The organism is Sporosarcina pasadenensis (genome assembly GCF_047228845.1).
Taxonomy (GTDB): domain Bacteria; phylum Bacillota; class Bacilli; order Bacillales_A; family Planococcaceae; genus Sporosarcina.
Map to the genome: position 1 here is coordinate 54,455 of NZ_JBFEGM010000007.1, position 25,233 is coordinate 79,687.

27 protein-coding genes are annotated in these 25,233 nt (G+C 44.9%); 3 read left to right on the forward strand and 24 right to left on the reverse strand.

Going from position 1 to position 25,233, the window contains the following annotated elements; genetic code table 11:
- Window positions 1-27: 27 nt before the first annotated feature.
- Complete coding sequence (vrrA, locus tag AB1K89_RS11000) at window positions 28-462, forward strand: VrrA/YqfQ family protein (RefSeq protein WP_413054786.1); 435 nt, start codon at window positions 28-30, stop codon at window positions 460-462.
- 64 nt (window positions 463-526) lie between these two features.
- Window positions 527-1,507, forward strand: coding sequence for a 4-hydroxy-3-methylbut-2-enyl diphosphate reductase (locus AB1K89_RS11005; protein WP_413054787.1), 981 nt, complete (start codon window positions 527-529; stop codon window positions 1,505-1,507).
- Window positions 1,508-1,563: 56 nt separating this feature from the next.
- Here AB1K89_RS11005 and AB1K89_RS11010 read toward each other — a convergent pair whose 3' ends face one another.
- The 9 genes from AB1K89_RS11010 to ccpN all read right to left on the reverse strand — a co-directional run bounded on the left by AB1K89_RS11010 (window position 1,564) and on the right by ccpN (window position 10,434).
- Window positions 1,564-2,682, reverse strand: coding sequence for a Nif3-like dinuclear metal center hexameric protein (locus AB1K89_RS11010; protein WP_413054788.1), 1,119 nt, complete (start codon window positions 2,680-2,682; stop codon window positions 1,564-1,566).
- Window positions 2,679-3,377: a tRNA (adenine(22)-N(1))-methyltransferase gene (locus AB1K89_RS11015; protein ID WP_413054789.1), complete on the reverse strand. Its 699-nt coding sequence runs from the start codon at window positions 3,375-3,377 to the stop codon at window positions 2,679-2,681. Before AB1K89_RS11015 ends, AB1K89_RS11010 begins: the two co-directional genes overlap by 4 nt.
- A gap of 109 nt (window positions 3,378-3,486) precedes the next feature.
- The gene (gene cccA, locus AB1K89_RS11020; protein WP_413054790.1) at window positions 3,487-3,867 is read right to left on the reverse strand and encodes a cytochrome c550; all 381 of its coding nucleotides are present in this window, start codon (window positions 3,865-3,867) and stop codon (window positions 3,487-3,489) included.
- 159 nt (window positions 3,868-4,026) lie between these two features.
- Window positions 4,027-5,166: an acyl-CoA dehydrogenase family protein gene (locus AB1K89_RS11025; RefSeq protein WP_413054791.1), complete on the reverse strand. Its 1,140-nt coding sequence runs from the start codon at window positions 5,164-5,166 to the stop codon at window positions 4,027-4,029.
- Window positions 5,167-5,251: 85 nt separating this feature from the next.
- Window positions 5,252-5,665: a hypothetical protein gene (locus AB1K89_RS11030; protein ID WP_413054792.1), complete on the reverse strand. Its 414-nt coding sequence runs from the start codon at window positions 5,663-5,665 to the stop codon at window positions 5,252-5,254.
- Window positions 5,666-5,738: 73 nt separating this feature from the next.
- Window positions 5,739-6,911 (reverse strand): RNA polymerase sigma factor RpoD, encoded by a 1,173-nt coding sequence (gene rpoD / locus AB1K89_RS11035; RefSeq protein WP_413054793.1) that lies wholly within the window; start codon window positions 6,909-6,911, stop codon window positions 5,739-5,741.
- A 35-nt stretch (window positions 6,912-6,946) separates the two neighbouring features.
- Window positions 6,947-8,755 carry a DNA primase gene (dnaG, locus tag AB1K89_RS11040; RefSeq protein WP_413054794.1) on the reverse strand — a complete coding sequence of 603 codons (1,809 nt, stop codon included), beginning with the start codon at window positions 8,753-8,755 and terminating at the stop codon, window positions 6,947-6,949.
- Window positions 8,756-8,948: 193 nt separating this feature from the next.
- Complete coding sequence (locus AB1K89_RS11045; protein ID WP_413054795.1) at window positions 8,949-9,764, reverse strand: pyruvate, water dikinase regulatory protein; 816 nt, start codon at window positions 9,762-9,764, stop codon at window positions 8,949-8,951.
- A 40-nt stretch (window positions 9,765-9,804) separates the two neighbouring features.
- Complete coding sequence (ccpN, locus tag AB1K89_RS11050) at window positions 9,805-10,434, reverse strand: transcriptional regulator CcpN (protein WP_305880091.1); 630 nt, start codon at window positions 10,432-10,434, stop codon at window positions 9,805-9,807.
- A 375-nt stretch (window positions 10,435-10,809) separates the two neighbouring features.
- On the opposite strand from ccpN, the gene AB1K89_RS11055 reads away from it, so the two are divergent.
- Window positions 10,810-12,189, forward strand: a complete 1,380-nt coding sequence (locus AB1K89_RS11055) for a glycine--tRNA ligase (protein WP_413054796.1) — start codon at window positions 10,810-10,812, stop codon at window positions 12,187-12,189.
- Between the two features lie 25 nt (window positions 12,190-12,214).
- Here AB1K89_RS11055 and recO read toward each other — a convergent pair whose 3' ends face one another.
- The 15 genes from recO to mtaB form a co-directional block, all read right to left on the reverse strand.
- Window positions 12,215-13,000 (reverse strand): DNA repair protein RecO, encoded by a 786-nt coding sequence (gene recO, locus AB1K89_RS11060; protein ID WP_413054797.1) that lies wholly within the window; start codon window positions 12,998-13,000, stop codon window positions 12,215-12,217.
- A gap of 28 nt (window positions 13,001-13,028) precedes the next feature.
- Window positions 13,029-13,943 (reverse strand): GTPase Era, encoded by a 915-nt coding sequence (era, locus tag AB1K89_RS11065; RefSeq protein ID WP_413054798.1) that lies wholly within the window; start codon window positions 13,941-13,943, stop codon window positions 13,029-13,031.
- Window positions 13,924-14,337, reverse strand: coding sequence for a cytidine deaminase (locus AB1K89_RS11070; RefSeq protein ID WP_413054799.1), 414 nt, complete (start codon window positions 14,335-14,337; stop codon window positions 13,924-13,926). The genes era and AB1K89_RS11070 overlap by 20 nt, the downstream gene beginning before the upstream one ends.
- Before the next feature lie 24 nt (window positions 14,338-14,361).
- The gene (locus tag AB1K89_RS11075; RefSeq protein ID WP_413054800.1) at window positions 14,362-14,709 is read right to left on the reverse strand and encodes a diacylglycerol kinase family protein; all 348 of its coding nucleotides are present in this window, start codon (window positions 14,707-14,709) and stop codon (window positions 14,362-14,364) included.
- Between the two features lie 7 nt (window positions 14,710-14,716).
- Window positions 14,717-15,187 carry an rRNA maturation RNase YbeY gene (gene ybeY, locus AB1K89_RS11080; protein ID WP_413054801.1) on the reverse strand — a complete coding sequence of 157 codons (471 nt, stop codon included), beginning with the start codon at window positions 15,185-15,187 and terminating at the stop codon, window positions 14,717-14,719.
- Window positions 15,188-15,206: 19 nt separating this feature from the next.
- Window positions 15,207-17,333: an HD family phosphohydrolase gene (locus tag AB1K89_RS11085; protein WP_413054802.1), complete on the reverse strand. Its 2,127-nt coding sequence runs from the start codon at window positions 17,331-17,333 to the stop codon at window positions 15,207-15,209.
- 65 nt (window positions 17,334-17,398) lie between these two features.
- Window positions 17,399-18,358: a PhoH family protein gene (locus tag AB1K89_RS11090; protein ID WP_413054803.1), complete on the reverse strand. Its 960-nt coding sequence runs from the start codon at window positions 18,356-18,358 to the stop codon at window positions 17,399-17,401.
- Window positions 18,359-18,363: 5 nt separating this feature from the next.
- The gene (locus AB1K89_RS11095) at window positions 18,364-19,452 is read right to left on the reverse strand and encodes a sporulation protein YqfD (protein WP_413054804.1); all 1,089 of its coding nucleotides are present in this window, start codon (window positions 19,450-19,452) and stop codon (window positions 18,364-18,366) included.
- Complete coding sequence (locus AB1K89_RS11100; protein ID WP_413054805.1) at window positions 19,442-19,699, reverse strand: hypothetical protein; 258 nt, start codon at window positions 19,697-19,699, stop codon at window positions 19,442-19,444. Before AB1K89_RS11100 ends, AB1K89_RS11095 begins: the two co-directional genes overlap by 11 nt.
- 47 nt (window positions 19,700-19,746) lie before the next feature.
- Window positions 19,747-20,238, reverse strand: a complete 492-nt coding sequence (locus AB1K89_RS11105) for a hypothetical protein (protein ID WP_413054806.1) — start codon at window positions 20,236-20,238, stop codon at window positions 19,747-19,749.
- Window positions 20,239-20,275: 37 nt separating this feature from the next.
- Complete coding sequence (gene floA, locus AB1K89_RS11110; protein ID WP_252502909.1) at window positions 20,276-21,286, reverse strand: flotillin-like protein FloA; 1,011 nt, start codon at window positions 21,284-21,286, stop codon at window positions 20,276-20,278.
- The gene (locus tag AB1K89_RS11115) at window positions 21,286-22,620 is read right to left on the reverse strand and encodes an NfeD family protein (protein ID WP_413054807.1); all 1,335 of its coding nucleotides are present in this window, start codon (window positions 22,618-22,620) and stop codon (window positions 21,286-21,288) included. Before AB1K89_RS11115 ends, floA begins: the two co-directional genes overlap by 1 nt.
- Before the next feature lie 158 nt (window positions 22,621-22,778).
- On the reverse strand, window positions 22,779-22,952 hold the full coding sequence (rpsU, locus tag AB1K89_RS11120; RefSeq protein WP_252502907.1) for a 30S ribosomal protein S21: 174 nt from the start codon (window positions 22,950-22,952) through the stop codon (window positions 22,779-22,781).
- A gap of 152 nt (window positions 22,953-23,104) precedes the next feature.
- A complete protein-coding gene (gene deoC, locus AB1K89_RS11125) occupies window positions 23,105-23,776 on the reverse strand; it encodes a deoxyribose-phosphate aldolase (protein WP_413054808.1) in 672 nt (223 codons plus the stop codon).
- Between the two features lie 110 nt (window positions 23,777-23,886).
- A complete protein-coding gene (gene mtaB, locus AB1K89_RS11130) occupies window positions 23,887-25,227 on the reverse strand; it encodes a tRNA (N(6)-L-threonylcarbamoyladenosine(37)-C(2))-methylthiotransferase MtaB (RefSeq protein ID WP_413054809.1) in 1,341 nt (446 codons plus the stop codon).
- Between the last annotated feature and the right edge of the window lie 6 nt (window positions 25,228-25,233).

Here is a 25,233-nt window from a genome sequence, read left to right on the forward strand (position 1 = left end):
ACAATGACCAAATGAAAGGGGTTATCCATGAGGTACGAATCCTTCTATCCATTCGCCCGCACGCAAAACTCGCCGTTTGCAATGAGGCAGCCATTCCGCGGCCCACAGCAACCGCCAAATTTTACCCAAACACCGAGACAACCTTTTCAGGGGTCTCCGATGGGAAATCCGTATGGCTCATCCATGCCGGGTCCGTTTCAAAATACGTCCAAAATGGAAATGTACATGCAAACGGCCAACAGGTTTTTAAATACCGCCCAACAATATGCGCCGCTTGTCCAGCAGATCGCACCGATGTTCCAGAACTTGCCCGCGATGTGGAAATTATATAAAGGCTTTCAATCTCTTCCGTCCACAGGAGGAGCAGCCGGAACAGCAGCTTCTGCTGCCGCATCGGGGAGCACACCAAGTCCTCAACCCGGCGTGTCCAATCCACGGATCTTCCAGCCGCCCAAATTATAATTTTGAAACGTGTGCCTGACTCCGCTATAATGGATACAGATCCCTTTAGAGGAGTGTGGAGTGAATGAAAGTTAAAAAGATTTCCCCGCGCGGTTATTGTTACGGGGTTGTCGATGCAATGGTCATAGCGAGAAATGCAGCACTCGACAAAACGTTGCCGAGACCTATTTATATATTAGGCATGATTGTCCATAATAAACATGTCACAGATGCATTTGAGGAAGATGGCATCATCACATTGGATGGGGAGAACCGGTTGGAAATCCTCGAGAAAGTGGAAACAGGCACTGTCATTTTCACTGCCCACGGCGTATCGCCGGAAGTCCGGGAATTAGCCCGCCGTAAAGGCCTCGTTTCGATTGATGCGACATGCCCGGATGTGACTGTCACACACGACCTGATTGCAGAAAAGACTGCAGAAGGTTACGACATTATTTATATTGGAAAGAAGCACCATCCCGAACCTGAAGGGGCTATCGGTGTAGCACCACATGCTGTTCATCTGATTGAGACGCTTGATGACGTCGAAGGGCTCGAGCTTGACAATGAAAAGCTCCTTGTAACGAATCAGACGACGATGAGCCAATGGGATGTCGCGCATATCATGGATGCACTGAAAGAGAAATTCCCTCATATTGAAGTGCACAAGGAAATATGTCTAGCAACTCAAGTTAGGCAAGAAGCTGTCGCGGAGCAGGCAGGAGAAGCGGATCTGTTGATCGTTGTGGGAGATCCAAAAAGTAACAACTCCAATCGTTTGACACAAGTGTCGGTTGAAATTGCAAATACGCCTTCCTACAGAATTTCTGATGTTTCCGAGATTAGTATCGATTGGCTGCAAGGCGTCGAGACGGTTGCAGTCACAGCGGGCGCATCCACTCCGACGTTGATCGTCCGTGAAGTGATCGCTTTCCTGGAAAGCTTCGATCCCGAGGATCCATCGACTCACGTTCCAGAGCGTAAATTCAAATTGGATCGGATTTTGCCAAAAATCAAGAATCCTGAACCGGTCAAGCGTATTGAGCCGTATGCAATTACAGAATAACAGAAATGAAAGGGCTGTTCCGCCGTCGTTTACCGACACGGAACAGCCTTTATTTATTACATGAATCGGAATGGCTCGGTGTCGATTTCCGATTCGATGAAAGAAACATCATACCCTTTTTCCCGGCATGCCTGTTCCATATACCGGGCAACTCCTGCAATCATCACTTTCTCCACATGATGGCCTGGATCCACGATGGCGAGATCCATCAGTTCTGCCTCCTGAGCACTATGAAAATCCATATCTCCGGTGACGAATACATCTGCTCCCTTTCGTTTTGCAGCTCTTATATATTTACTGCCGCTGCCCCCGAGCACGGCAATTTTACGGATGCGCTTTGAAGAGTCGCCGACAATCCTGACAGCCGGAACGTCTAAAGCCTCTTTGACAAACTCGGCGAACTCATGAAGTTCCATTGACTCACTTAATTTACCGACCCTGCCAAGACCGAACTCCTTGGTCCGTTGATCTAGAACAAAGAAATCATAAGCAGGCTCTTCATATGGATGAGCTGCCAGCATCGCTTTCAGAACTTTAGATCTTAGTGGACCAGGAAGCACGACTTCAATGCGTTCTTCAGTAACCTTTTCCATTTTCCCGACTTCCCCGATAAACGGATCGGCGCCAGCAGCAGGCGTGAATCGGCCTATTCCCGTAGAAGTGAAGCTGCATCCGGCATAATCCCCGATTGCCCCCGCTCCTGAGTCCGCCAACACTTGCCTTAATTCATCTGCCTGCTCGACCGGGCAAAACACCGCCAATTTATATAGCGGATCGGATATTGTCGGCTCCATCACTTCGATATCCCCGAGACCAAGACGGGAGGCGAGCAGATCATTCACCCCGCCGGGAGCAACGTCCAGATTTGTATGTGCGGCATAAACGGAAATGTCATGTTTGACGCATTTTTCAATGAGCCTCCCCTGTGGTGTATCGGTCCAAATATGTTTCATTGGACGAAAAATGGGAGGATGATGTGCAATAATCAAATTTGCCCCTTTTTCAATCGCCTCACCTACGACTGCTTCGTTAACATCCAATGTGATAATGACCTTTTCGACTGGACGATTCAACTGACCAATATGCAAACCGACCGGATCCCAATCTTCTGCAAACCGTTTTGGGGACCACTGTTCAAAAAGGGTTATGATTTCGTGCCCATTCACTTTTTTCAATGTATCAAAGCCCCTCCTATCAACTCGATTTTCTTCTGTAATTGTTCCTTTTTCTCAATGATTTCAGTCGTGTTTCCGGCATTCTCTAAAGATGACAGTACCCGTTCCCATTCATCTAGTTCCCGCTTCCATTTTTCAATGAAAACATCCGATTTTTGCTTGAGCAAGTAAGGACCAACCATCATTTCCAACTCGCCGTATGCCGCCTGTCCCTTTTCAAGGACAATGATTTCATAGATTTTATTATCTTCCTTCAAAATCTGCTCCTCGACAATTTCCCATCCGTTTTGTACGGCCCACTCACGGATTGATATTGCATGGATATTCGGTTGCGTGATAATTCGTTTGACACTTTGCAGCTTTTCGGCCCCATCTCTTAAAATGGATGCGATCAACGGCCCGCCCATCCCGGCGATTGTAACCGTATCTACTCCATCGCAAGCATGAATGGCTTCCAATCCATTCGCTAGTCTGACGGTAATTATATCCGTTAGCCCTTTCTTTTGTACGTTTTTTATTGCTGACTCAAACGGTCCTTTAACGACCTCTCCTGCAATCGCTTTGGAGATTTTTCCTGCTTGCACTAAAAAACAAGGTAAATACGCGTGGTCGCTTCCAATATCAGCGAGAGTGGCGCCTTGTTCTACAAATGACGCGACCGCTGCGAGCCGTTTTGATAATTTTTCGGAATTCAATAGATCCCCGCCTTTCCAATACCCTTATTGTAAGGGATTCTCAACATCTTTTCCAGAATTGAAAAAGCCACCGGTGCGTATAGGTAACGCTACCGATGGCTTCCCGTTCTTATTTAAGTGATAGGATATAATCTGATAGTTGGTCGATTTGCTCATCCGAGATCTTATCGCCGAATGCAGGCATTGCACCTTGACCATTTTTAATGATGTCATGGATTTCATCTTTGGATGCTGACAGGCCATGTAGGCTCGGTGCGAATCCACCAGACAAGTCACCGCCATGACAGCTGACACATTGTCCTTGAGCAAATGTTTCAGGATCGAAATCCTCAGATGCAGCTGCATCATCAGTCTTTTCTTCAGTTTTTCCTTCCTCATTCGATGCAGCGATTTCATCTTTCTGCTCGATACCGTACAAGGACATGAAGAAAATAAGTCCTAATCCTAGCGCGAAAATCAGGATATAAGGCACTACAGGATTGTTTTTCATCGAATTACCCTCCTTCACCAGGAATTATTCTGTAAAAGTATACAGTGCACATCTCATATTGTACTGTATCCTGATGAAAACTGAAAGAGTTATCACTAGACAATTAGCTGTTTGTGACAATTTGGACAAACTTTTCTATGGAACCCAGTTTTTTTGATATTAGCAACCAATTTGTCTAGCAATCACCATGCGTTGCACTTCAGAGGTCCCTTCGCCGATTTCGAGCAATTTCGCATCTCTCATATATCGTTCAACTTCATATTCCTTCATGTAGCCATAACCTCCGTGAATTTGAATTGCCTCATCCGCGACTTCCATCGCAATTTCAGAAGCATACAGTTTACACATGGCAGCCTCTTTCGTAAATGGACGTCCTTGGTCTTTCAACCATGCCGCCTTGCAGACCATATTTCTAGCTAATTCAATTTTCAATGCCATATCGGCCAACTTAAATTGTGTAATCTGAAATTCAGATAACGTTTTGCCAAACTGCTTCCTCTCTTTCGAGTATTTCAATGCCCTATCAAAAGCGGCTTGCGCAATCCCTACCGCCATCGCCCCGATTCCAATCCTTCCGCCGTCCAAAGTGACTAGAAACTGTCTAAGGCCGTCTCCACGCTTGCCAAGAAGGTTCTCTTTCGGAACTTTAACATTGTCGAGCACTAATTCTGTCGTGTTGGAAGCATTTAAGCCCATCTTTTCATAGTTGTCGATTATCGTGAACCCATCTGCATCTGTCGGAACGATGACGGCACTGATTTCCTTTTTGCCGTTTTCGTTTCCTGTAATTGCTGTAAGCGCCAAATGTTTAGCATAGCTTGCATTTGTAATGTATACTTTTGAGCCATTGATGACAAATTCATCGCCTTCTTCTCTCGCAGTTGTCTGCGTCCCCCCGGCGTCAGACCCTGCATTCGGTTCCGTGAGCCCAAATGCGCCGAATGATTCCCCCGTACATATCGGCGTCAAATATTTACGTTTCTGCTCCTCTGTTCCGAATAGATAGAGAGGCGCACCTCCAAGAGAAATATGAGCGGAGTATGTAATGCCTGTGGAAGCACAGCCGCGGCTCAACTCTTCAGTTACAATCGCAAAGCTCGTCGTATCCGCACCTGCTCCGCCATACTCCTCAGGAAATGGCAATCCCATCATCCCCATTTCGGAAAGCTGTTTGAATATCTCGGTTGGAAACTCCTTTGTCCGATCCCGTTCAATCGCTCCCGGTGCAACGACCTCATCGGAAAACTCCCTCATCATCTTCCTGATCATCTGTTGCTCATCCGTCAAGTCAAAATTCATTTTCTTCATCCCCTTTGTTGTGAACGCTTACAATTTAATTATACCGAAAATACCGGCATTACCACAATCATTCTTTCGAAGGATGCTAGATTACTGTATTTATAATGAAGATGACAATTAAAACCAATCCGGCACCACCTGAAATTGTAAAGTACAGTAATTTCAATAGTCTTCCAGCTAACAGCCATAATAAACAGTTCACAATTAAGAATCCTACCAATAGAATCGCCTGTCCATCAAAAAATTGTGTCCATAACTTCAGAGAAATACCGAGCAATGCGAATGCAATAAGTATGTATAGTGATTGAATGAGGACGGCGCGCACTTTGAACTTCCTTTTCTTTTTTGAGAGGACTGCTTCGGTTGCACTGATTTCCTGTTCATGATCCCCTTGCGTATAAAGCGTTATGAGAAAATCGCAGTAATGTTCCGGCAGCAATTTATTTTGTTTCCAATAGTTAATTTCAGACGTAATAATCTTTTTTCGCTGAGCATTCATCCCTATGTCGCCCCTAATCATTATTCTGTTCAAAGTGAAAAGGCATCGGCATGAAGTATGCCGATGCGGGTGATCATTCTAAGAAGTCCTTTAATCTTTTGCTGCGGGATGGGTGTCTCAGCTTCCGGAGAGCTTTCGCCTCAATTTGACGAATCCGTTCGCGGGTGACGCCAAAGACCTTCCCTACTTCTTCCAACGTTCTTGTCCTTCCATCATCCAGACCGAAACGTAGTCGCAACACGTTTTCTTCGCGGTCAGTCAACGTGTCCAAAACGTCTTCCAACTGTTCTTTCAATAATTCATAGGCGGCGTGATCGGATGGTGACTGAGCTTCCGAGTCTTCGATGAAATCACCTAAGTGCGAATCGTCTTCTTCCCCGATCGGAGTTTCAAGCGAGACCGGTTCCTGTGCGATTTTAAGGATTTCACGCACTTTTTCGGCCGTCAAATCCATTTCCTCTCCAATTTCTTCAGGAGACGGTTCGCGTCCGAGGTCTTGAAGCAATTGACGCTGCACCCGAATTAGTTTGTTGATCGTCTCAACCATGTGTACAGGGATTCGGATTGTACGAGCCTGATCCGCTATCGCCCTTGTAATTGCCTGACGGATCCACCATGTTGCATACGTACTGAATTTGAATCCTTTCGTATGGTCGAACTTCTCAACGGCTTTGATAAGTCCCATATTACCTTCTTGAATCAAATCGAGGAATAGCATTCCACGTCCGACATACCTTTTTGCGATGCTGACCACAAGGCGGAGGTTGGCTTCCGCTAGCTTTTTCTTAGCATTTTCGCCTTTCTCGACGAGCTCTAAAAGGGCTGGATCCGGCTTTTTCATTTCAGCCAGTTTCTCTTCCGCTTCCACGCCTTCTTTAATGCCGATTGCCAATTTCACTTCTTCATCTCCGGTCAATAAGTCAACACGGCCGATTTCCTTCAAATACATACGTACAGGGTCGTTGATTTTGACGCCCGGAGGAACGCTCAGATCATTTAAATCGAATTGTTCCTCCTCCTTGGCAGTCGCTTCCTCTTCATCTTTACGTTCCATTTCTATTCCTGCAGCTTCTATTTGGTCGAGGAATTCTTCGAACTGCTCAGGCTCCATTTCAAAGACGGATAATTTCTCCGTCACCTCTTCAAGGGTCAATTCCCCCGCTTTTTTTCCAACTTCCAATAAACCAGCTTTCACTTCATCTAATGTCATTTCGTGCTCCATTTCTCCAGATTGCTCTTTAGTCATAATACCCGTTCCTCCTTATTTCACCGGAATACGGCTTACAGTGCCGATAATGATTTCCGGAGCTGTATAATTTCCCTGGCCAGCTCCAGTGCCCGGGTATGATCGTTCATTTTTTCCGCTTCTTTGGAATCATGCATCATCTCATCAATTCGTCTAATTATCCGATGCTTATTAAGATGATGGACGCAATCTTCTATTTCCTGTTCAGCAAATTCAGGATCTCTATCAAGCATAGCCGCTTCCATGACGACTTTGCGTAGCTCCCGATCCTCCAAAGACTCCGCGAATCTATGGAAATCGGGCATGCCGTGCTTTTCATAAAATCCGGCCAGCTTTATGAAAATCGCAGCATAATCCTCCCGGAAGAAGAGTTCTTGATGTTCATCCCGAATTCTGTCGAATAAATTCCCATCATTTAGCAGATGGCATAATAGAAGCCTCTCAGCCCGTTCAATGCTCGACATCTTCCGATCAGATACGGTCATCGGGACGGCTTGTCCCGCAGGTTGCATCGTCTTCTCCTGCTTTGCCAGCTTACCAACCTTTTTCATCAACTGTTCATTGAGAGCGCTCGGGGAAACTCCTGTTTCCGCCGTCAGTTGCCTGATCATCAAATCACGTTCAACTGGTGAAACTCTCGGGGCAAGTTCCTCCAACACTTCATGTATATATTGCAACACATCGTTTTCATGCGATAAGTTTTTCGACCTTTTATAATAAGCCATAATGAATGACATATACGAGTGTGGATTGCCAATCACTTTTTCGGAGAAAGAATCCCCGCCAAATGTTGAAATATATTCATCTGGGTCCATTTTTCCCGGCAATAAAGCTATTTTCGCATCCAATCCTTTTTGTGTGGAAAGGACGGCAAACCGTTTTGCTGCATCCCATCCCGCATTGTCGCCGTCACAGCAAATGATCAACTGATTGGCGATGCGTTTCATTTTGGTCAGATGAATGTCTGACAAGGATGTACCCATGACGGCAACACTATTCATAATTCCCGCTCGTTCAGCGGCAATCGTGTCCATAAAACCTTCGAACAGTATTACTTTACCCGTTTTACGAACATTAAGACGTGCGTTGTGAAAATTATAGAGCAATCGGCTCTTTTCAAAAATTGGCGTCTCTGGGCTGTTCAAGTATTTTGCTTCCTCTTTGGAGTCAGACAATGTCCTCCCTGAGAAAGCAACGACATTTCCATTATCGTCATGTAACGGAAACATAATACGTCCACGGAACCTATCAAAATACCCAGTTCCATCATTTTTCATAATACAAAGTCCGGCCAGCTCCATCTCCTTCATATCAAACTTCTTGCGCATCAACAATTGGGTGAGCACTTCCCGATCGTCGAGCGACCATCCTATACCATACTTTTCGATATGCTCACGGGAAAACCCTCTTTGCTCTAAATAATGTAATGCTTTTTCACCCTCCACTGTATTCAGTAATAAGTGACTATAAAAGTTCGCCGCAAGCGCATGAGCATCGATCATCTGCTGGTATTCATTTGAACTTCCACCTTTGGAGGTCTCGCTAAAGGAGACTTCCAATTCGATACCCGCCCGCCCGGCTAGCTTAGAGATAGCTTCTGTAAAAGGACTATTTTCTATATCCATGACAAAAGTTATGGCGTTCCCGCCAGCACCGCATCCGAAGCAATGAAAGATTTGCTTCTCCTCTGATACCGAAAAGGATGGGGTATTTTCACCGTGGAATGGGCACAGTCCAAACCAGTTCCTGCCCCGCTTCGTCAATTGGACATATTCGCCGACAAGATCGACGATATCCGTTTTGGCTCGGATTTGTTCGATTGTCTCTTCTGGAATTTTAGTCATCCTATCACCATTCTCTTCTCACATACTTGAATTCGAGACAGTTTTCATAAATCCTGCTTTTTCGACAAAATAAATTCATAATCAATCACATTTGTTTAAAATACGAAATTAGTATTGCGACAATATACTATTGTACACAATCCGCAAAAGAAGAACCAACCATTTTTACTTGGTGGTCCTTCTTATGTATATATTATGAGTTGCGATTGGCAACTTCACTTAAAATTAGGTTTGCAGTTTCTTCAACGGCCCTGTTCGATACATCGATTACAGTGCAGCCGATTTTTGAAACAACCTTCTCAAAATGTTCCAACTCCTGTTGGATACGTTCGATTCTCGCATAATTCGCGTCATCCTTCAAGCCGAGCGCTATTAATCTTTCTTTCCTTATTGAATTGAGAACGCTTGGGGATATAACTAAACCAAAGCACTTACTCGGGTCGATTCTGAATAACTCCTCAGGAGGATCGACTTCGGGAACAAGCGGTACATTCGCCACTTTATAACGGCGATGTGCAAGATATTGGGATAATGGCGTCTTCGACGTGCGCGAAACTCCAACCAAGACGATATCCGCTTTCAATACACCTCGCGGATCTCGGCCATCATCATACTTCACGGCAAATTCGATCGCCTCGATCTTTTTGAAATAATCCTCATCCAACTGTCGGACAAGTCCCGGTTCCTCTAAAGGTTTTTCCTCAAGGGAATTGCCGATTTCTTTGACGATCGGACCTAGCAGGTCAATACATTGCAGTCCATTGTTCCGGCATTCCTCTTTCAGTTTCCTTCGCATGCAACTTTTCACAAGTGTATAGATGATGATTGCATTTTGCTGTTTTGCCAAATATGCAATTTCACGAAGTTGTGATTCATCTTCTACATGTGAAAAACGTTTTGTCGAAACCGTTTCTAGATCCTGTCTGAATTGGCTCGCCGCTGCCTTGGCAACTAAATCCGCTGTCTCGCCGACAGAATCGGAAACGATGAACAATGTCAACTTTCTCATTGTAACACTCCTCTTTCATTTTGCTCAAAAAGGCAACCGCTTATAACTCATGATCTTCAGCTAGCGACAGGAATGCACGTGTAATATTCGTTTTGGTAATTCTTCCTACTACGTCCAGTCCTTCCTCTTTCATAGTGACGACAGGAAGAGAGTCGATTTGTTGATCGATCATTTTCTTTGCCGCTTGAATGAGTGAATCCTGCTTTTTGCAATATGTAATATTCGGCATCCTCGTCATTATGACGTGGACCGGAATTTTATCCAGCTCGCTGTTTCCAAGACTTGTACGCAACAGATCCTTGCGGGATAGAACCCCAGTCAAACAGGAGGATTTATCCACAACAAACAGCGTTCCTACATCATCCAGGAACATCTGACAGATAGCATCGTAGACTGATATATTTTCATTGACGACTACTGGAATGGATTGGAAATCACCGACTTTCATTCCAATCATGCCATCAGCAATAGATTGGGTCGGTTTCTTCCCTGAATAAAAGTAGCCGACACGCGGCCTTGCATCCAAATAGCCTGCCATTGTCAGGATTGCCAGGTCGGGTCTTATCGTTGCTCTAGCTAGACTCAACCTTTCCGCAATTTGCTCACCAGTGATAGGTCCATCCAATTTGACGATTTCAAGGATTTCAGTCTGGCGCTTATTCAATTCCATATGAATCACCGCCCTAATCGTTCAATAATTTATCCTTGATTAGTATAGCATTTTACGTCCATAATTCCTAACCCGATGGCTTGGTTTCTGTCTTAACTGTCCATATATCGATGATATGGATTGCAGAGAATGAGGAACCATGCTACACTAATACAGAATTCAATAGGCGGAGAAGGGTATATAAGTAATGCCACCTTGAGCGAACGGGGATAGTGGAAGCCCGTATTGGCATGAAACGGCAGCCTGGAGCCAGCATTTCTTAAAGAGGGTTGCGACTTGCAGCCAATCGAGGTGGAACCGCGGGTAATTATGCACTCGTCCTCGGACTTAATGTCCGAGGATGGGTGCTTTTATTTTAATTGGAGGGATTTTTACATGTATTCAATGGAACAGATTGTCAATTTATCAAAGCAAAGGGGCTTTGTATTTCCTGGTTCGGAAATATATGGCGGCTTAGCAAACACTTGGGACTATGGTCCACTCGGCATTGCCCTGAAAAACAACATTAAACGCGCATGGTGGCAAAAATTCGTACAGGAGTCCCCATATAACGAAGGATTAGACGCTGCAATCCTCATGAATCCGAAAGTATGGGAAGCGTCTGGTCATATCGGAAACTTCAATGACCCGATGATTGACTGCAAGAAATGTAAAACACGCCACCGCGCTGATAAGCTGATCGAGGATGCTCTAGATGAAAAAGGCATTGAATTGGTCGTAGATGGTTTGCCATTCGAAAAAATGGAAGAACTTATCCAGGAACATTCTATTGTCTGCCCGACTTGCGGTGCGATGGACTATACGGGAATTCGACAGTTTAACTTGATGTTCAAAACTTCACAAGGCGTCACCGATTCATCTGCAAATGAAATCTTCCTGCGTCCAGAAACGGCACAAGGTATTTTCGTCAATTTCAAAAATGTTCAACGGTCCATGCGTAAAAAGATGCCATTTGGAATCGCGCAGATCGGAAAGAGCTTCCGTAATGAAATCACACCAGGAAACTTCACGTTCCGTACCCGGGAATTTGAACAGATGGAATTGGAATTCTTCTGTAAACCTGGCGAAGATATGAAATGGTATGAGTATTGGAGAGACTTCTCTGAGAAATGGCTGTTGGACCTTGGTTTGACGGTTGAAAACATGCGTTTGCGCGAGCATAATTCCGACGAGCTTTCACACTACTCTAAAGGGACAGTGGATATCGAATATAAATTCCCGTTCGGATGGGGAGAGCTTTGGGGCATTGCGAACCGGACAGATTTCGATTTGTCTCGACATATGGAACATTCAGGTGAAGACTTCCATTATCAAGACCCAGTGACGAACGAAAAATATATCCCTTATTGCATTGAGCCTTCTCTCGGTGCAGATCGTGTTACCCTGGCTTTCCTATGCGATGCATTTGACGAAGAAGAGCTTGAAGGAGACGACAAACGGACTGTAATGCGTTTCCACCCTGCCCTTGCGCCTATTAAAGCGGCAGTCCTTCCTTTATCCAAAAAGCTTTCTGAAGGTGCTGAAGAGGTGTATGCTGAATTGCGCAAGCATTTTGCGACACAATATGACGATTCCCAATCCATTGGTAGACGTTACCGCAGACAGGATGAAATCGGTACTCCATTCTGCATCACATACGATTTCGATTCGGAGGAAGATCGCCAAGTGACAGTAAGGCACCGCGATTCCATGGAACAAGTCCGTATGCCGATTGCGGATGTTAAAGATTACATCGAAAAACATCTCGTATTTTAAGTAAAAAATAACCGGAGGAAAAAGGTCATTCGCCTTTTTCCTCCGGTTTTTCTTTTTGTGGCAATAATTCAGGTGTACGCTCCAATTGATCCAGGAAGGACCGGGACTTTAACCGGACCCCCACTTGTTCGTCGTAAACCGTCCGAACGATTTTTTTCATAAACTGTTTCGTCGCCTTTTTCAAATCCAATGAACCGACTTGCTGGATCGGAACTGTAAAAAAGGTGCGGATCAACCTCAGCTGCGTAGGGGTGATCCTTACAAGATACGGGTCGATTTGGAAGCAGCGATGGCAAAGGAAGCCAATCTCTTGAAACGAGAAAGCGAATTCTCCTTCGGTTGCTCCGCAGTTTGCGCATTGATGCAAAACAGGATGAACACCCGCTACAGGGAGCATCTTCCACTCGACGAATAATGCGATCGCTTCAGGATCGTATTGCTCATTGATAGCTTGCAACGCTTCAATGAGCAGCCCGAAGACATTCGGACCTTGTCCACGGTCTTCCGTCAATCGGTCGATAAGCTCCACTATGTAGCTAGCATAAGCTGTCGCTTCAAGATCCTCCCGGATATGCCGCATCGAATCAATCGGCTCGCCCTGTTCCAGCGTTCCCATTCCACGCCCCGTTCGTAGAAGGTAATATCCGTGCGTAAATGTCTGGGTAACGGCGGCTAAACGACTCGCTGGTTTTTTTGCTCCCCGCGCCATTGCAGTCATTTTTCCCGCTTCGCGTGTATAGAGAGTGACAATCTTGTTCGATTCACCGTATGGAATGCTCCTCAGGATGATCCCTTCCCATTTATTCAGCAAGGACATCCCTCCTATTCAATTTAAAAATTCAATATTCGTCTTCGCGGAATCCGAATTCCCGAAGTTGACCGGGTTTATTGCGCCAATCTTTCTGCACTTTCACCCAAAGCTCCAAATAAACTTTCGATCCTAAAAGCATTTCGATATCATGCCTTGCTTTCGTTCCGATTTCTTTCAAAAGGGCACCTTTTTTACCGATGACAATCCCTTTTTGAGAATCCCGATCGACGATGATTGTGGCTGCCACATCGACAAGGCCCCGGCTTTCATCCCTTTCGATCTTTTCAATGACGACAGCGACCGAATGTGGTATTTCCTCACGCGTCAAATGCAATACCTTTTCCCGAATAAATTCGGAAATGATGAAGCGTTCAGGGTGGTCTGTCACTTGGTCGTCCGGATAATATTTCGGTCCTTCAGGCAAGTATTTCGTCAATGTTTCCATTAACCTTTCGACATTATTGCCATTCAACGCAGATAAAGGAACGACTTCCGCAAAGTCATATTCCTTCGTATACGAAGTGATTGTCGTCAATAGATCATCCGGATGGACGAGATCGATTTTATTGATCACTAAGAAAACGGGAGTTTCCGTGTTTTGCAATAAATCAATGATGAATCTGTCCCCTCCGCCGATCGGTTCATTGGCATTTACCATGAACATGATGACATCGACTTCCTTTAATGTATTGCGAGCAGACTTCACCATGAAATCTCCCAGTTTGTGCTTCGGTTTATGAATTCCGGGAGTATCAATGAAGATTAACTGGGAGTCGTCCGTTGTGACAACTCCTTGCACTTTATTCCTTGTCGTTTGCGGCTTATCACTCATGATGGCGATCTTCTGACCGACAACTCGATTTAAAAATGTAGACTTTCCGACATTCGGCCTACCTATGATCGATATGAAGCCGGATTTGAATTTATTGCTGTCCTTCTGCATATTCCAAATCCTCCTTGGAGAAAGCACCCGGTAACAATTCCCCTACAGTTGTCTCTTGCACTTTCCCATTTAAATTCGTCAAATAGACCGGCATATCGGAATCGCAAAATTCGGCGATCACTTGTCTGCATGCTCCGCATGGTGAAATTGGTCCTTCCGTATCGCCAATTACCGCCAATGCTTTGAAATTTGTCTTTCCTTCTGAAACCGCTTTGAAGAAAGCCGTCCTTTCCGCACAATTCGTCATGCTATAAGCTGAATTTTCGATATTGCAGCCGTGGTAAACTTGGCCATCCCCAGTTAACAACGCCGCTCCTACCGGAAATTTCGAATAAGGTACATATGCTTTTTCTCTTGCTGTTTTAGCTTCTTCCATCAATTTTACTTTATCCATACTAACACCTCTGCGTAAGTTATATTACAACCATTTCGGAATGAAAATGATCATGCCGATGATTGCTGAAAAAAATGCAAATACCAAAACGGCCCCCGAAGCAAGATCCTTCGCCTGTCCGGCAAGGGGATGAAACTCATTCGTAATGAGATCAATAGTTCGTTCAACTGCCGTATTGATCAATTCCAATGCGGTCATCCCTCCGAACAGAATGAATATGATGCACCACTCTGTCACAGTAAGACCTGTTAAAACACCTGCAATCGACACGACGATAATGGCGAGTAGATGGAACCTCATATTCCGTTCCGTCAGAAAGCCGTGCACTATCCCTTTGAAGGCATAATGAAAGGACTTGAAGAATGGGTGCATTTCCTTACTACCTTTCAAGTCCGAAAGAAGTCAGGATTTCCTTCTGCCTTCCGAACATCTCTTTTTCATCCTCTTCGGTCATATGGTCGTACCCAAGAAGATGCAAGAACCCATGCAAAGCAAGGAATCCAATCTCCCGTCTTTCATCATGACCGTATTCTGCTGATTGCCGGGCCGCCGTCTCGACAGATATGATAATATCTCCGAGGACAATCGGCATGCCCTCTTCCTGGACAATGGCCACTTCCCCTTCAGTCATCTCTTCCAGCGCAAATGAAATGACATCGGTCGCCTTGTCCTTCCCGCGGTATTCAGCATTTATTTTCCTTATCTCTTCATCCGTCACGAATGTGACAGACACTTCAGGTTGACCGGAAAGTTCCTCCATTCCCGCAGCATGATTCAACACATTTTTCACAAGTTGAGTAATGTCTTCGGTCACCTTGCCAGTCTCATCATTAAAGTAAATATCGAGCATTCTTTCGCCTTCCTTCTGATCAGTCCGGATACTCGATCCGGCTATGGAAAATGCCGTTCAATGTTTTGCAAATGACATTTTCAATCGTTTTCAATTCTTTCATCGATAAATCACATTCATCGAATTGCCCATCATTCAATTTTGAAGCGATGATTGATTTGACCAAGTTAGCGATTCTGTCAGGTGTCGGCTCTTTCAAGGAGCGCACGGCCGCTTCCACACTATCCGCAATTGAGATGATTGCAATTTCTTTTGTCTGTGGTTTAGGGCCTGGATAGCGGAAATCATCCTCCACTACATCCTGTCCCATTTCCTTCGCCTTAACAAAGAAAAATTTCAAAAAGCTTGTACCATGGTGCTGTCTGGCTATATCGATGATTTCAATCGGCATCTTATGCTTGGTCAGCAGTTCCGCCCCGTCATTCGCATGGGAAATAATAATATCACGACTTTTTTCCGGCGGCAATTCATCGTGCGGATTTACGGCGCCATGTTGGTTCTCGATGAAAAAGCCCGGCCGCAACGTTTTGCCGATATCATGATAATAGCTGCCGACCCTTGCCAGTAATCCATCTGCCCCTACGGATTCACATGCGGCATCCGCCAAGTTCGCAACCATCACACTATGGTGATATGTACCAGGTGTTTCAGTGAGCACTTTTTTCAAAAGCGGATGATTCGGATTTGATAATTCAATTAACCTCATATCCGAAAGCAGTCCGAAAGCTGATTCGAAAAAAGGCATAAGCCCAATTGTCAAGGCTCCCGATAAGATTCCTGAAGTCAGTGCAGCTATCAAGTAGAAGACCAACTCGGAAAGTTCATAAGACGACTGGGTCATCAATAAATAGAAACCTATGAAAAGAATATTAGACGCCGCCACGACGAGGCTCGTCCGTAAGATATTCGACCTTCGCCCATTATTCCCTAAGACATAAATACTTATGACCCCGCTAAACAGAATATAAAGGGCGATTTCCATCTGCATGATTGCTGCGAACCCTTCCTGAAGCATGATGCCAGCTGTTGCTGCCGTGATGATCGTCATCATGAAAGCAAGCCTTTCATTCGTCAACAGCTTTACAAGAAGTGGTGCGAGCGCCGTAGGAAAGAGGAAAGCGACCTGCACATCGAACTCTTTATCAATCAGACTGATAAGCTTCATCATAATTACGAGAATGAAAAATACGGAATAAATGATCAGCAATGATTTCTTTTTCTTATTATTGTCTTCTCGCCATGTATGAAAATGCATGAAAATGATGGCAGATACAAAAATTACGAAGAGGATAAGTCCCGCCATTGGCTTGGTGGAAGACTGATTCGTCAAAAGACCCGTCAATTCCAACTGTCTGTAAATTTCGGAATCGATGAATTGTCCTTCCCGTACAATCACTTGCCCTTGTAGGATCCTTGTCGGCTCAACTGCATTTTTTTCCTCTTCGATCCTTTTGTCTGTCAATTCTTTGTTAATAGTTTCCGTTTCGACAACGAGAGATCTGCCGAGAGTTATTAGCGTCTGCAATTCCGCTGGCGGGATTGCTTCAGACAAACGTAGCTTCCTTTCCACTTCGTAGCGGACCGTGGACAGGTCGCCGCTTCGTACAGGCTTGGATAGTTCTTCATTAATAATTGTTGCAATTTCATTCTGAATTTTGCGCAAGACCGATACATCTCTAGTCAACAAACTCGCAATCGCATCATCTGTCAAGCGAAGGCCGGGCTCTTCCTTTTCCAGCTTCTTGAAATTCTCCCTAATGTCATTAATCTGCTCCGAACGTGTTTTCACTTTTTTATCCGGATCTTCAGCGTCTGGAGTATTTTCCCGCTTCTCTTCGATGATAAAATCAAATAAGTTAATAGCAATAGCAGCCCTATTTTTCGCGGTATCTTCTGAAAACTGATAAAACGGCGTAACTTCGGCTTCAATCCTCCGCTTTTCCTGATCTGTTTTCACGGTGTCCTCAACAGTTTTCAAAGAACGAATCGTCTTCGGAGAAATCTTGAATTCATGCAGCTCATATGTCTCTTGCTTTACATTGCCGTACATGAGGGAAAATAATGCAATTGCTGCCAATCCGATTACGAATAATGCTAAGTATTTGAATTTCAAGGACTTGAAAAGTTTTATGATGGGTGTGAACACAGTCAATCCCCCCTATCTCTCTTTATCTCCTCACAGGATGTCGAAATGATGAAAGAGCAGTCATGTTAGGATGACTGCTCACTTTCGTATGCTTCAATGATTTTTGCAACAATCGGATGTCGGACGACGTCGCCCTGCTCCAAATATTGAAAATGGATTTCAGGAACCTTTTTTAAGATAGATTCGGAGGCGCTCAGGCCGGATTCAACGCCACGAGGCAAATCGATTTGCGTCTTGTCTCCAGTAATCACCATTTTGGAGCCGAACCCCAAGCGTGTCAAAAACATTTTCATTTGCGCCTTCGTCGTATTCTGTGCCTCATCGAGGATGACAAATGCATCGTCCAACGTACGGCCCCTCATATACGCCAGGGGAGCAATCTCGATCACCCCTCGCTCCATGAGCCGTTCTGTATGTTCAGCCCCTAAGACGTCATGCAGGGCGTCATAGAGAGGACGTAAATAAGGATCCACCTTCTCTTTCAAGTCACCGGGAAGAAATCCAAGACTTTCGCCAGCTTCAACCGCAGGCCGCGTCAAAATAATCCGTTTGACGGTCCCTGTCTTCATTGCCTGTACGGCAAGAACGACTGCTAAGTACGTCTTTCCGGTACCAGCCGGTCCGATGCAGAATACTAAGTCGTTTTTCCGGATTGCATGAATGTATTCCCGTTGGCCAATCGTCTTTGCACGAATCGCCTTCCCCTTTGCAGTCCTGGCGATTTCTTCATCATACAACTCTGAGAAATATTCAATCGTACCGTTTTTCACCATTTCAATTGCAGTGGAAGTATCACGTAAATTGATATTGATGCCTTTGCGGATCACTTTCAATAATTGCTCAAGAAGATACTTTCCTGCAATGATGTCCTCTTCTTCCCCGGCCAGCGAAATAGTATCGCCACGGGTAAGAATGGAAATATTCATGGACTCTTCAATCAATTTCATATTTTGATCTGATATGCCTAGAAGCATGACGGCCTCATTCGGTTCCTCAATATGAAGTTGAATCAGTTGTTCGCTCAATAGTTTCAGTCTCCTTGGGATAACGGTCTTTTTATCGCTATATTCTCATTCATTAAAAACAATATAGTCCCCTCAACTGTATCATTTCCGAACGTCAAGTGTAAAATGTTTTCATCTTTAATAATGAGATCAGTTTGTGTTTCCGTCAGTATTTTATATTTTATTAAAGGAATGATCACATCTTCCTCCATGCCTTCCATCAATTCGAATTGATCAATCCGGTCTTCTCGGTACCTCTCAGTTTTAATAAAAGATCGCAACGCGGGCATCCCGTCTTCTTTCCAGACTATTGGTGATTGCCAATGGATGATGACATTTTCTTCCCCAAGTAGATGATAATCAACAGTTTTCGGAATCTTGAAAGAGTACTCTGTCCAAAAATCCGCATATACAGATCCTTCAGCTCCGACTACTGTACGCTTATTCCCTTGCTCCAATATACCGGTTGCAAGTAAATCACCTTTTTTCACTGTCTGGTGGACTCTAGCCACCCTTTCACCTCTGCTTAACTGAAAGCCCGTTATGACACCACCGGTACGAGCGATGAGATCGGATGGCGGCCCGGTCTTTTCGACACTTTCATTCAATTTTGGAGATAGCATCGGAATTACCGTCAATGTGCTCCCTGACCTTTTGAATCGCACCCAGGAGAGGGATGGATCCTCCAACATGAGCGCTCTGCGAATTTCCCCTTCATCCGGAATCAAGGAAAGCGGACGAAACATCGTAATTGATATTTCCTCCAACTTGTTGCCGATCCGCTCCGACACTTCCGGCACATCTGTTTCTATGTCTATCTTCCAAAGAAATAATGACGCGATGAGCGGAATAATGCATGCAATAAGAAAACGGAAGGATGTAAAGAGCCTCTTTTCCACTGCTCCCTCATCTGCCTGTTTGATTGATACTTTCATTTTAAATCGGCGCCGATGTTTCCTAATGACTTGTATCCCTTTTTTATCTGTACGGAATCGAACTCCTTTACCGGATTCCGTAATCCCAGATATCTTCACCCCAGCGCCAACAAGAAATGTCAAAAATCTGGAGGGATCCGTTTTACCAGTGAGAACGACGAGAAACCGTTTATGAATCATAGGCATCATGCCCATTTTTCAATTCTTTGACGGTCACCATTGTTAACGTTTCAAAAGAGAACACCGCTATCTCCTCGGACAATGTTTCAACGATAAGGTCCTCTCCTGTAGCTTCAATGACATGGTCCCCACTTCGGATTACTGCATAATCTGGTCCAAGTTTCAATAAAGAATACGGCCCTGTAATACTGACTGAAACAAATTCTTCAATTGTTACAGATGTGTTCATTTTAAATAGTTTTTTCAAGATAAAACCCCCTATCCAAGCCTATGATTTGGATAGGGGGTCAATGATTATTGTTTTGATTTGGGAGGACCCAAAATTTCAGAGAAAATAATGCCCTTGATCAAATCCTCTTCACTTTTTGGAATCATCTCATGATGTTCGACCGGCTCTTTCGATAGGAGACTTCCTTGATGAACCGACAATCGGCCGCGATGCGTATTTTCCCGGGTCGATGCCCTGTCAGGCTTCTTAGCGCGATCCGGAATTACTTTTGCGCTGTCCCTTCTCTTCGCTTCTATCACTTCGGAAGGAAGTGAAACTGCCGGGGCAGGTGTTCGCTCAGATGTTTGCCTACTTGGAGGCTCATCGATTTCCGTTTGGAATTCACGCTGGATTTCCTTATACATCTCCTGAGTCATATCTTTCAACTTCCGCATCGGATCAGAAACATTTCGCTGACCGGTCGGTTGTCTCTTCTGCGTCTTCGGTTGTTCCGACTTTTTCCCTTTGAAGAGCGTACTGATGATTCCAAGGACAATTAATATTATTATTTGTTCCATCTGTGCATCCCCTTTCCGGGAATTATCCGCTCAAACGTCACTCTTTCGTTGTGTCAGGCTTTTGCTGATCCAAGCCGATTTTACTGATGGAATCACGCATGCCTGTGTCAGCCTGGATATTTTTGTAGTTCATATAATCCATGATGCCGATGTTGCCTGTCCGGAGCGCTTCTGCCATTGCAAGAGGGACTTCCGCCTCCGCTCCGACCACTTTCGCGCGCATCTCCTGAACTTTCGCCTTCATTTCCTGCTCATTCGCGACAGCCATTGCACGGCGTTCTTCCGCTTTAGCCTGCGCAATGTTCTTATCCGCAAGTGCTTGTTCAGTTTGAAGTTCAGCACCGATGTTTTTACCGATGTCAACGTCTGCGATATCTATGGACAAGATTTCGAAAGCAGTTCCGGAGTCAAGCCCTTTCGCCAAGACTGTTTGAGAGATCAAATCCGGATTTTCCAAAACTTTAGCATGGTCGACGGATGAACCGATTGTCGAAACGATTCCTTCCCCGACACGTGCAACTACAGTTTCTTCACCCGCACCACCGACAAGGCGATCGATGTTTGCACGAACAGTGATCCGCGCCTTCGCTTTCACTTCGATTCCGTTCATTGCCACACCAGCGATAAATGGTGTTTCAATGACTTTCGGGTTAACGGACATTTGAACCGCTTCTAGGACGTCACGTCCCGCAAGGTCAATTGCTGCTGCACGTTCAAATGACAATTCAATATTCGCACGATGTGCGGCAATCAATGCATTAACGACACGGTCAACGTTACCCCCAGCCAAGTAATGGCTCTCAAGCTGGTTGATAGAAACATTCAGCCCTGCTTTATGCGCCTTGATCAACGGATTGACGACCCTGCTTGGGATTACCCGGCGGAGACGCATACCGATCAACGTGAAAATGCTAACACGCACACCCGCTGCTAATGCGGAAATCCACAGTGTAACTGGAACGAGTGTGAAAAATACTGACAGAATAATTATTGCTCCGATGATGATTGCGATTGTCGCAATCGAACCAGCTCCAAAAATTACATCCATTATTCATTATCCCCCTTTTCTTCGAATTCCCGAACTACGATCCGGGATCCTTCAACCTTCACAATGATAACATGTTTCCCTCTATCAATGTAGCTTCCTTGTGAAACGACATCGATCCGCTCGCCTTCCATATCAATCGTACCTGCAGGACGAAGAGGCGTAATTGTAACCGCCTTCTTACCGAGCAACTCGACCCGATTGACATTCGATACATAACCGCTCTCCGTGTCTGTAGAATCCATTAGTACGACCTTATTAAGCAAGTGTAATTTCCTTCCAAAAAACTTCATAATGATCACCATCCCGCTGACGGCCACTGCAATCGCAATTAAGACGGAATACGCCATGAACATCGGATTGCCACCCGCCAAAATAATACTTACAACGATAGCGATAGCCCCAAGGAGGCCGGCTATCCCACCCGCCAAGAAAAACTCAAGTACAACTAGCACAATGCCGATGATGAACAGAATCAGCGTTTCATACCCGGCAAGGCCGGCAATAAGGTGTCCGAAAAAGAACAGCAGCAATGCCGAAAGCGCCATCGTTCCCGGCACGCCGAAACCAGGAGAATAGAGCTCCACTACGAGGCCCAGACCCGCAATCGACAGCAAAATTGGAACGACGATTGGATTTGTAACAAATCGTGCAATGCCTTCCGTGAACGTCACATGGGTCTTCACGACTTCAGCGTTTTCCAGCCCATTCACTTTCAGAAGTTCCTGGAAAGACGAAACGGTTCCTTCACTATACTCGACTTCGGCCGCTTCACTTGCAGTCAACGTCAATAATTGACCCTTTCCTGCACGGTATTTTGACAACTCAATGGACGGTTCTGCCATAGCTTCAGCATACTCCGGATTACGCTCATGCGATTCGGCAGCACTTATCATTTCGGCAACCCAAAAACTATGCGCTTTAACGTCTACGGCATTTCCAGTAGTTCCTTCAACTGCTTGGGCTGCACCAATTTTTCCGTTCGGAGACATGTAGATCTTGTCAGCATGTAACGCGATGTATGCCCCAGCGGAGAGTGCTTTGTAATTGATATAGGCAATAATATCAGGTTTAGTCTCATCCATTAATTTCCCTATTTCTCCTGCCGCGTCGATAAAGCCTCCATTTGTATTGATTTCAAGTATGATTGCTTTCGCCCCAGCTTCCTCTGCTTCCTTGAAGGAACGCTTCAAATAGGCATGAAGGCCCTTTTCCACATCCTTGTTTAATTTCACGTGGTATACTTTTTCAGTGGCGGCATCAGTTTGCGCAAAAGGGACTGAAAACGCGGATAGGAATAAAATGAACAGGAGAAACTTCCCAATCATTTTACGCATTCGTCCATTCACCTCTTTCTTTATATCCATTATATATTCTTTACGTAATAGCTTGTTAAAAAGTTTCATTCTAATCAGTACAAAAACCGGAAAATCCAAATGGATCTTCCGGTTTCATTCATAACATGCTTATTTTTGTTAGTTAATATGGACAGATATTAGAATTTACGCTTACGAGCAGCCTCAGACTTCTTTTTACGTCTAACACTTGGTTTCTCGTAGAACTCACGCTTTCTTACCTCTTGTATTGTACCACTTTTTGATACAGTACGTTTGAAGCGGCGAAGAGCATCTTCAAGCGATTCATTTTTGCGAACGACAGTTTTCGTCATATCTCTTGTCCCTCCCTCCGAGCACACTTCGAAACAAGGCGTTACTCCTTGTACTAAAAAATTATATCGTACTATTTGTGAGCGGTCAATAAAAAACTTTCAAAATATCTTCGGGAAATAGGAAAATTTTCATTGGGGGGGCAGGAAGCCTATCAATATGCAGAGTTTCCTTGCAACCCTTGCATGATTTGAACTCCTGAACTTGCACCAATCCTTGTCGCGCCTGCGTCAATCATCTTTTTCATATCGTCGAAGCTACGAACTCCTCCAGAAGCCTTCACACCCATTTCCGGACCGACGACTCCTCGCATCAATTTCACATCTTCGACTGTAGCTCCGCCAGTTGAGAAACCGGTTGATGTTTTGACAAAATCGGCACCAGCAGCGCGTGAAAGTTCGCAAGCTTTCCTTTTCTCTTGATCGTTCAACAATGCCGTTTCAATAATCACTTTGACGATCGCCTTGCCTTTTGCGGAATCGACAACAGCCGCAATGTCGTCTTTGACAAGTTCATCATCACCGCTCCGCAATGCGCCGATATTAATAACCATATCGATTTCGCCGGCACCGTTTTCAATAGCGTCTTTCGTTTCAAACGCTTTCACTTCGCTTGTGGAAGCACCTAGAGGAAATCCGATAACCGTGCATACTTTTGCTGTTGACCCTTTCAAGATTTCTGCTGCCGTCTTTACCCACGTGGGGTTGACGCATACCGATGCGAAAGAATATGTCTTCGCTTCTTCACATAACTTAATGATTTCTTCTTTTGTCGCATCCGCTTTCAGTAATGTATGGTCGATATATGATGCATATTGTTGATTCAAAATAATTCCTCCTCAAGTTGTACATACCTCTTTCATCATAGCAAAGAATGAATTTCTTCGCATCAAAAAACAGTCCACCCAACAATGGATGAACCGTTTTTCTGAAAAACTCATGCAAGGACTTCTTCCTCTTCCATAACACGGACGAATTGACCTTCATTATAAGGATAGCCAACCTTCGTAATTTTCACTTTGACAATTTTGCCGACCATCGACTCCTCGGCTGGGAAGACGACTTTCAAATAGTTATCCGTATATCCTTCATACAAACCGCTTTCCGAGTCGTGCTTATACTTTTCTTCCGGAATCACTTCAAGCACTTCGTCTTCAAATTCGGCTGCATATTGTTTTGCCAATTGATCATTCAATTCAATTAGGCGGTGGACACGTTCATTTTTTACTTCTTCGTCAATCTGATCTTCCATCCGTGCTGCTGGTGTCCCCGTACGTTTCGAATAAGGGAATACGTGCAATTCGGAAAAACGATAATCCCTGACGAAATTATACGTGTCCATGAATTCTTCTTCCGTCTCACCCGGGAAACCTACGATAACATCAGATGTGATGGCGAGATGCGGAAGTGCTTCACGCAGACGATCGAGTCTTTCTGCGAAAAATTCCATCGTATATTTCCTTCTCATCCGTTTCAGTACTGTATTGGATCCGGATTGAATCGGGATATGCAAATGCCTAACAATCTTGGTTGACTGACGCAACACTTCAATTACTTCATCAGTCAATTGACTTGCTTCAATTGAGCTGATCCGTAGTCTTTTCAATCCCTTCACCTGTGTTTCAAGGTCACGCAGCAGGCGGGCAAGGTTATAATCTTTCAAATCCTCACCATATCCGCCTGTGTGGATTCCCGTCAGGACAATTTCCAGATACCCGGCATCGACTAATTGCTGGGCTTGCCGGATGACTTCTTCTGGGTCTCTTGACCGCATAAGCCCACGAGCCCATGGGATAATACAGAACGTGCAGAAGTTGTTGCAACCTTCCTGTATTTTCAATGAAGCTCTCGTGCGATCTGTGAACGCAGGCACGTCGAGCTCTTCGTATACCCGGTTCTTCATAATGTTCCGTACAGCATTGATCGGTTGACGTTCGACCTTAAATTCATCTATCAGTCCGAGTAATTTCGTACGGTCCTGTGTACCGACGACAATATCGACTCCCGGAATCGCCATGATTTCAGCCGGGGAAGTCTGTGCATAACAACCAGTAACACAAATGACCGCATCCGGATTGCGCCTGATGGCTCTCCGGATGACTTGGCGACTTTTCTTATCGCCGGTATTCGTGACCGTACATGTATTAATAACGTAGACGTCTGCATTTTTTTCGAAATCGGATCGTTCATATCCGGCATCCTTGAAAAGCTGCCAAATAGCTTCCGTTTCATAATGATTCACTTTGCAGCCTAATGTATGAAAAGCGACAGAAGACACTAGCTG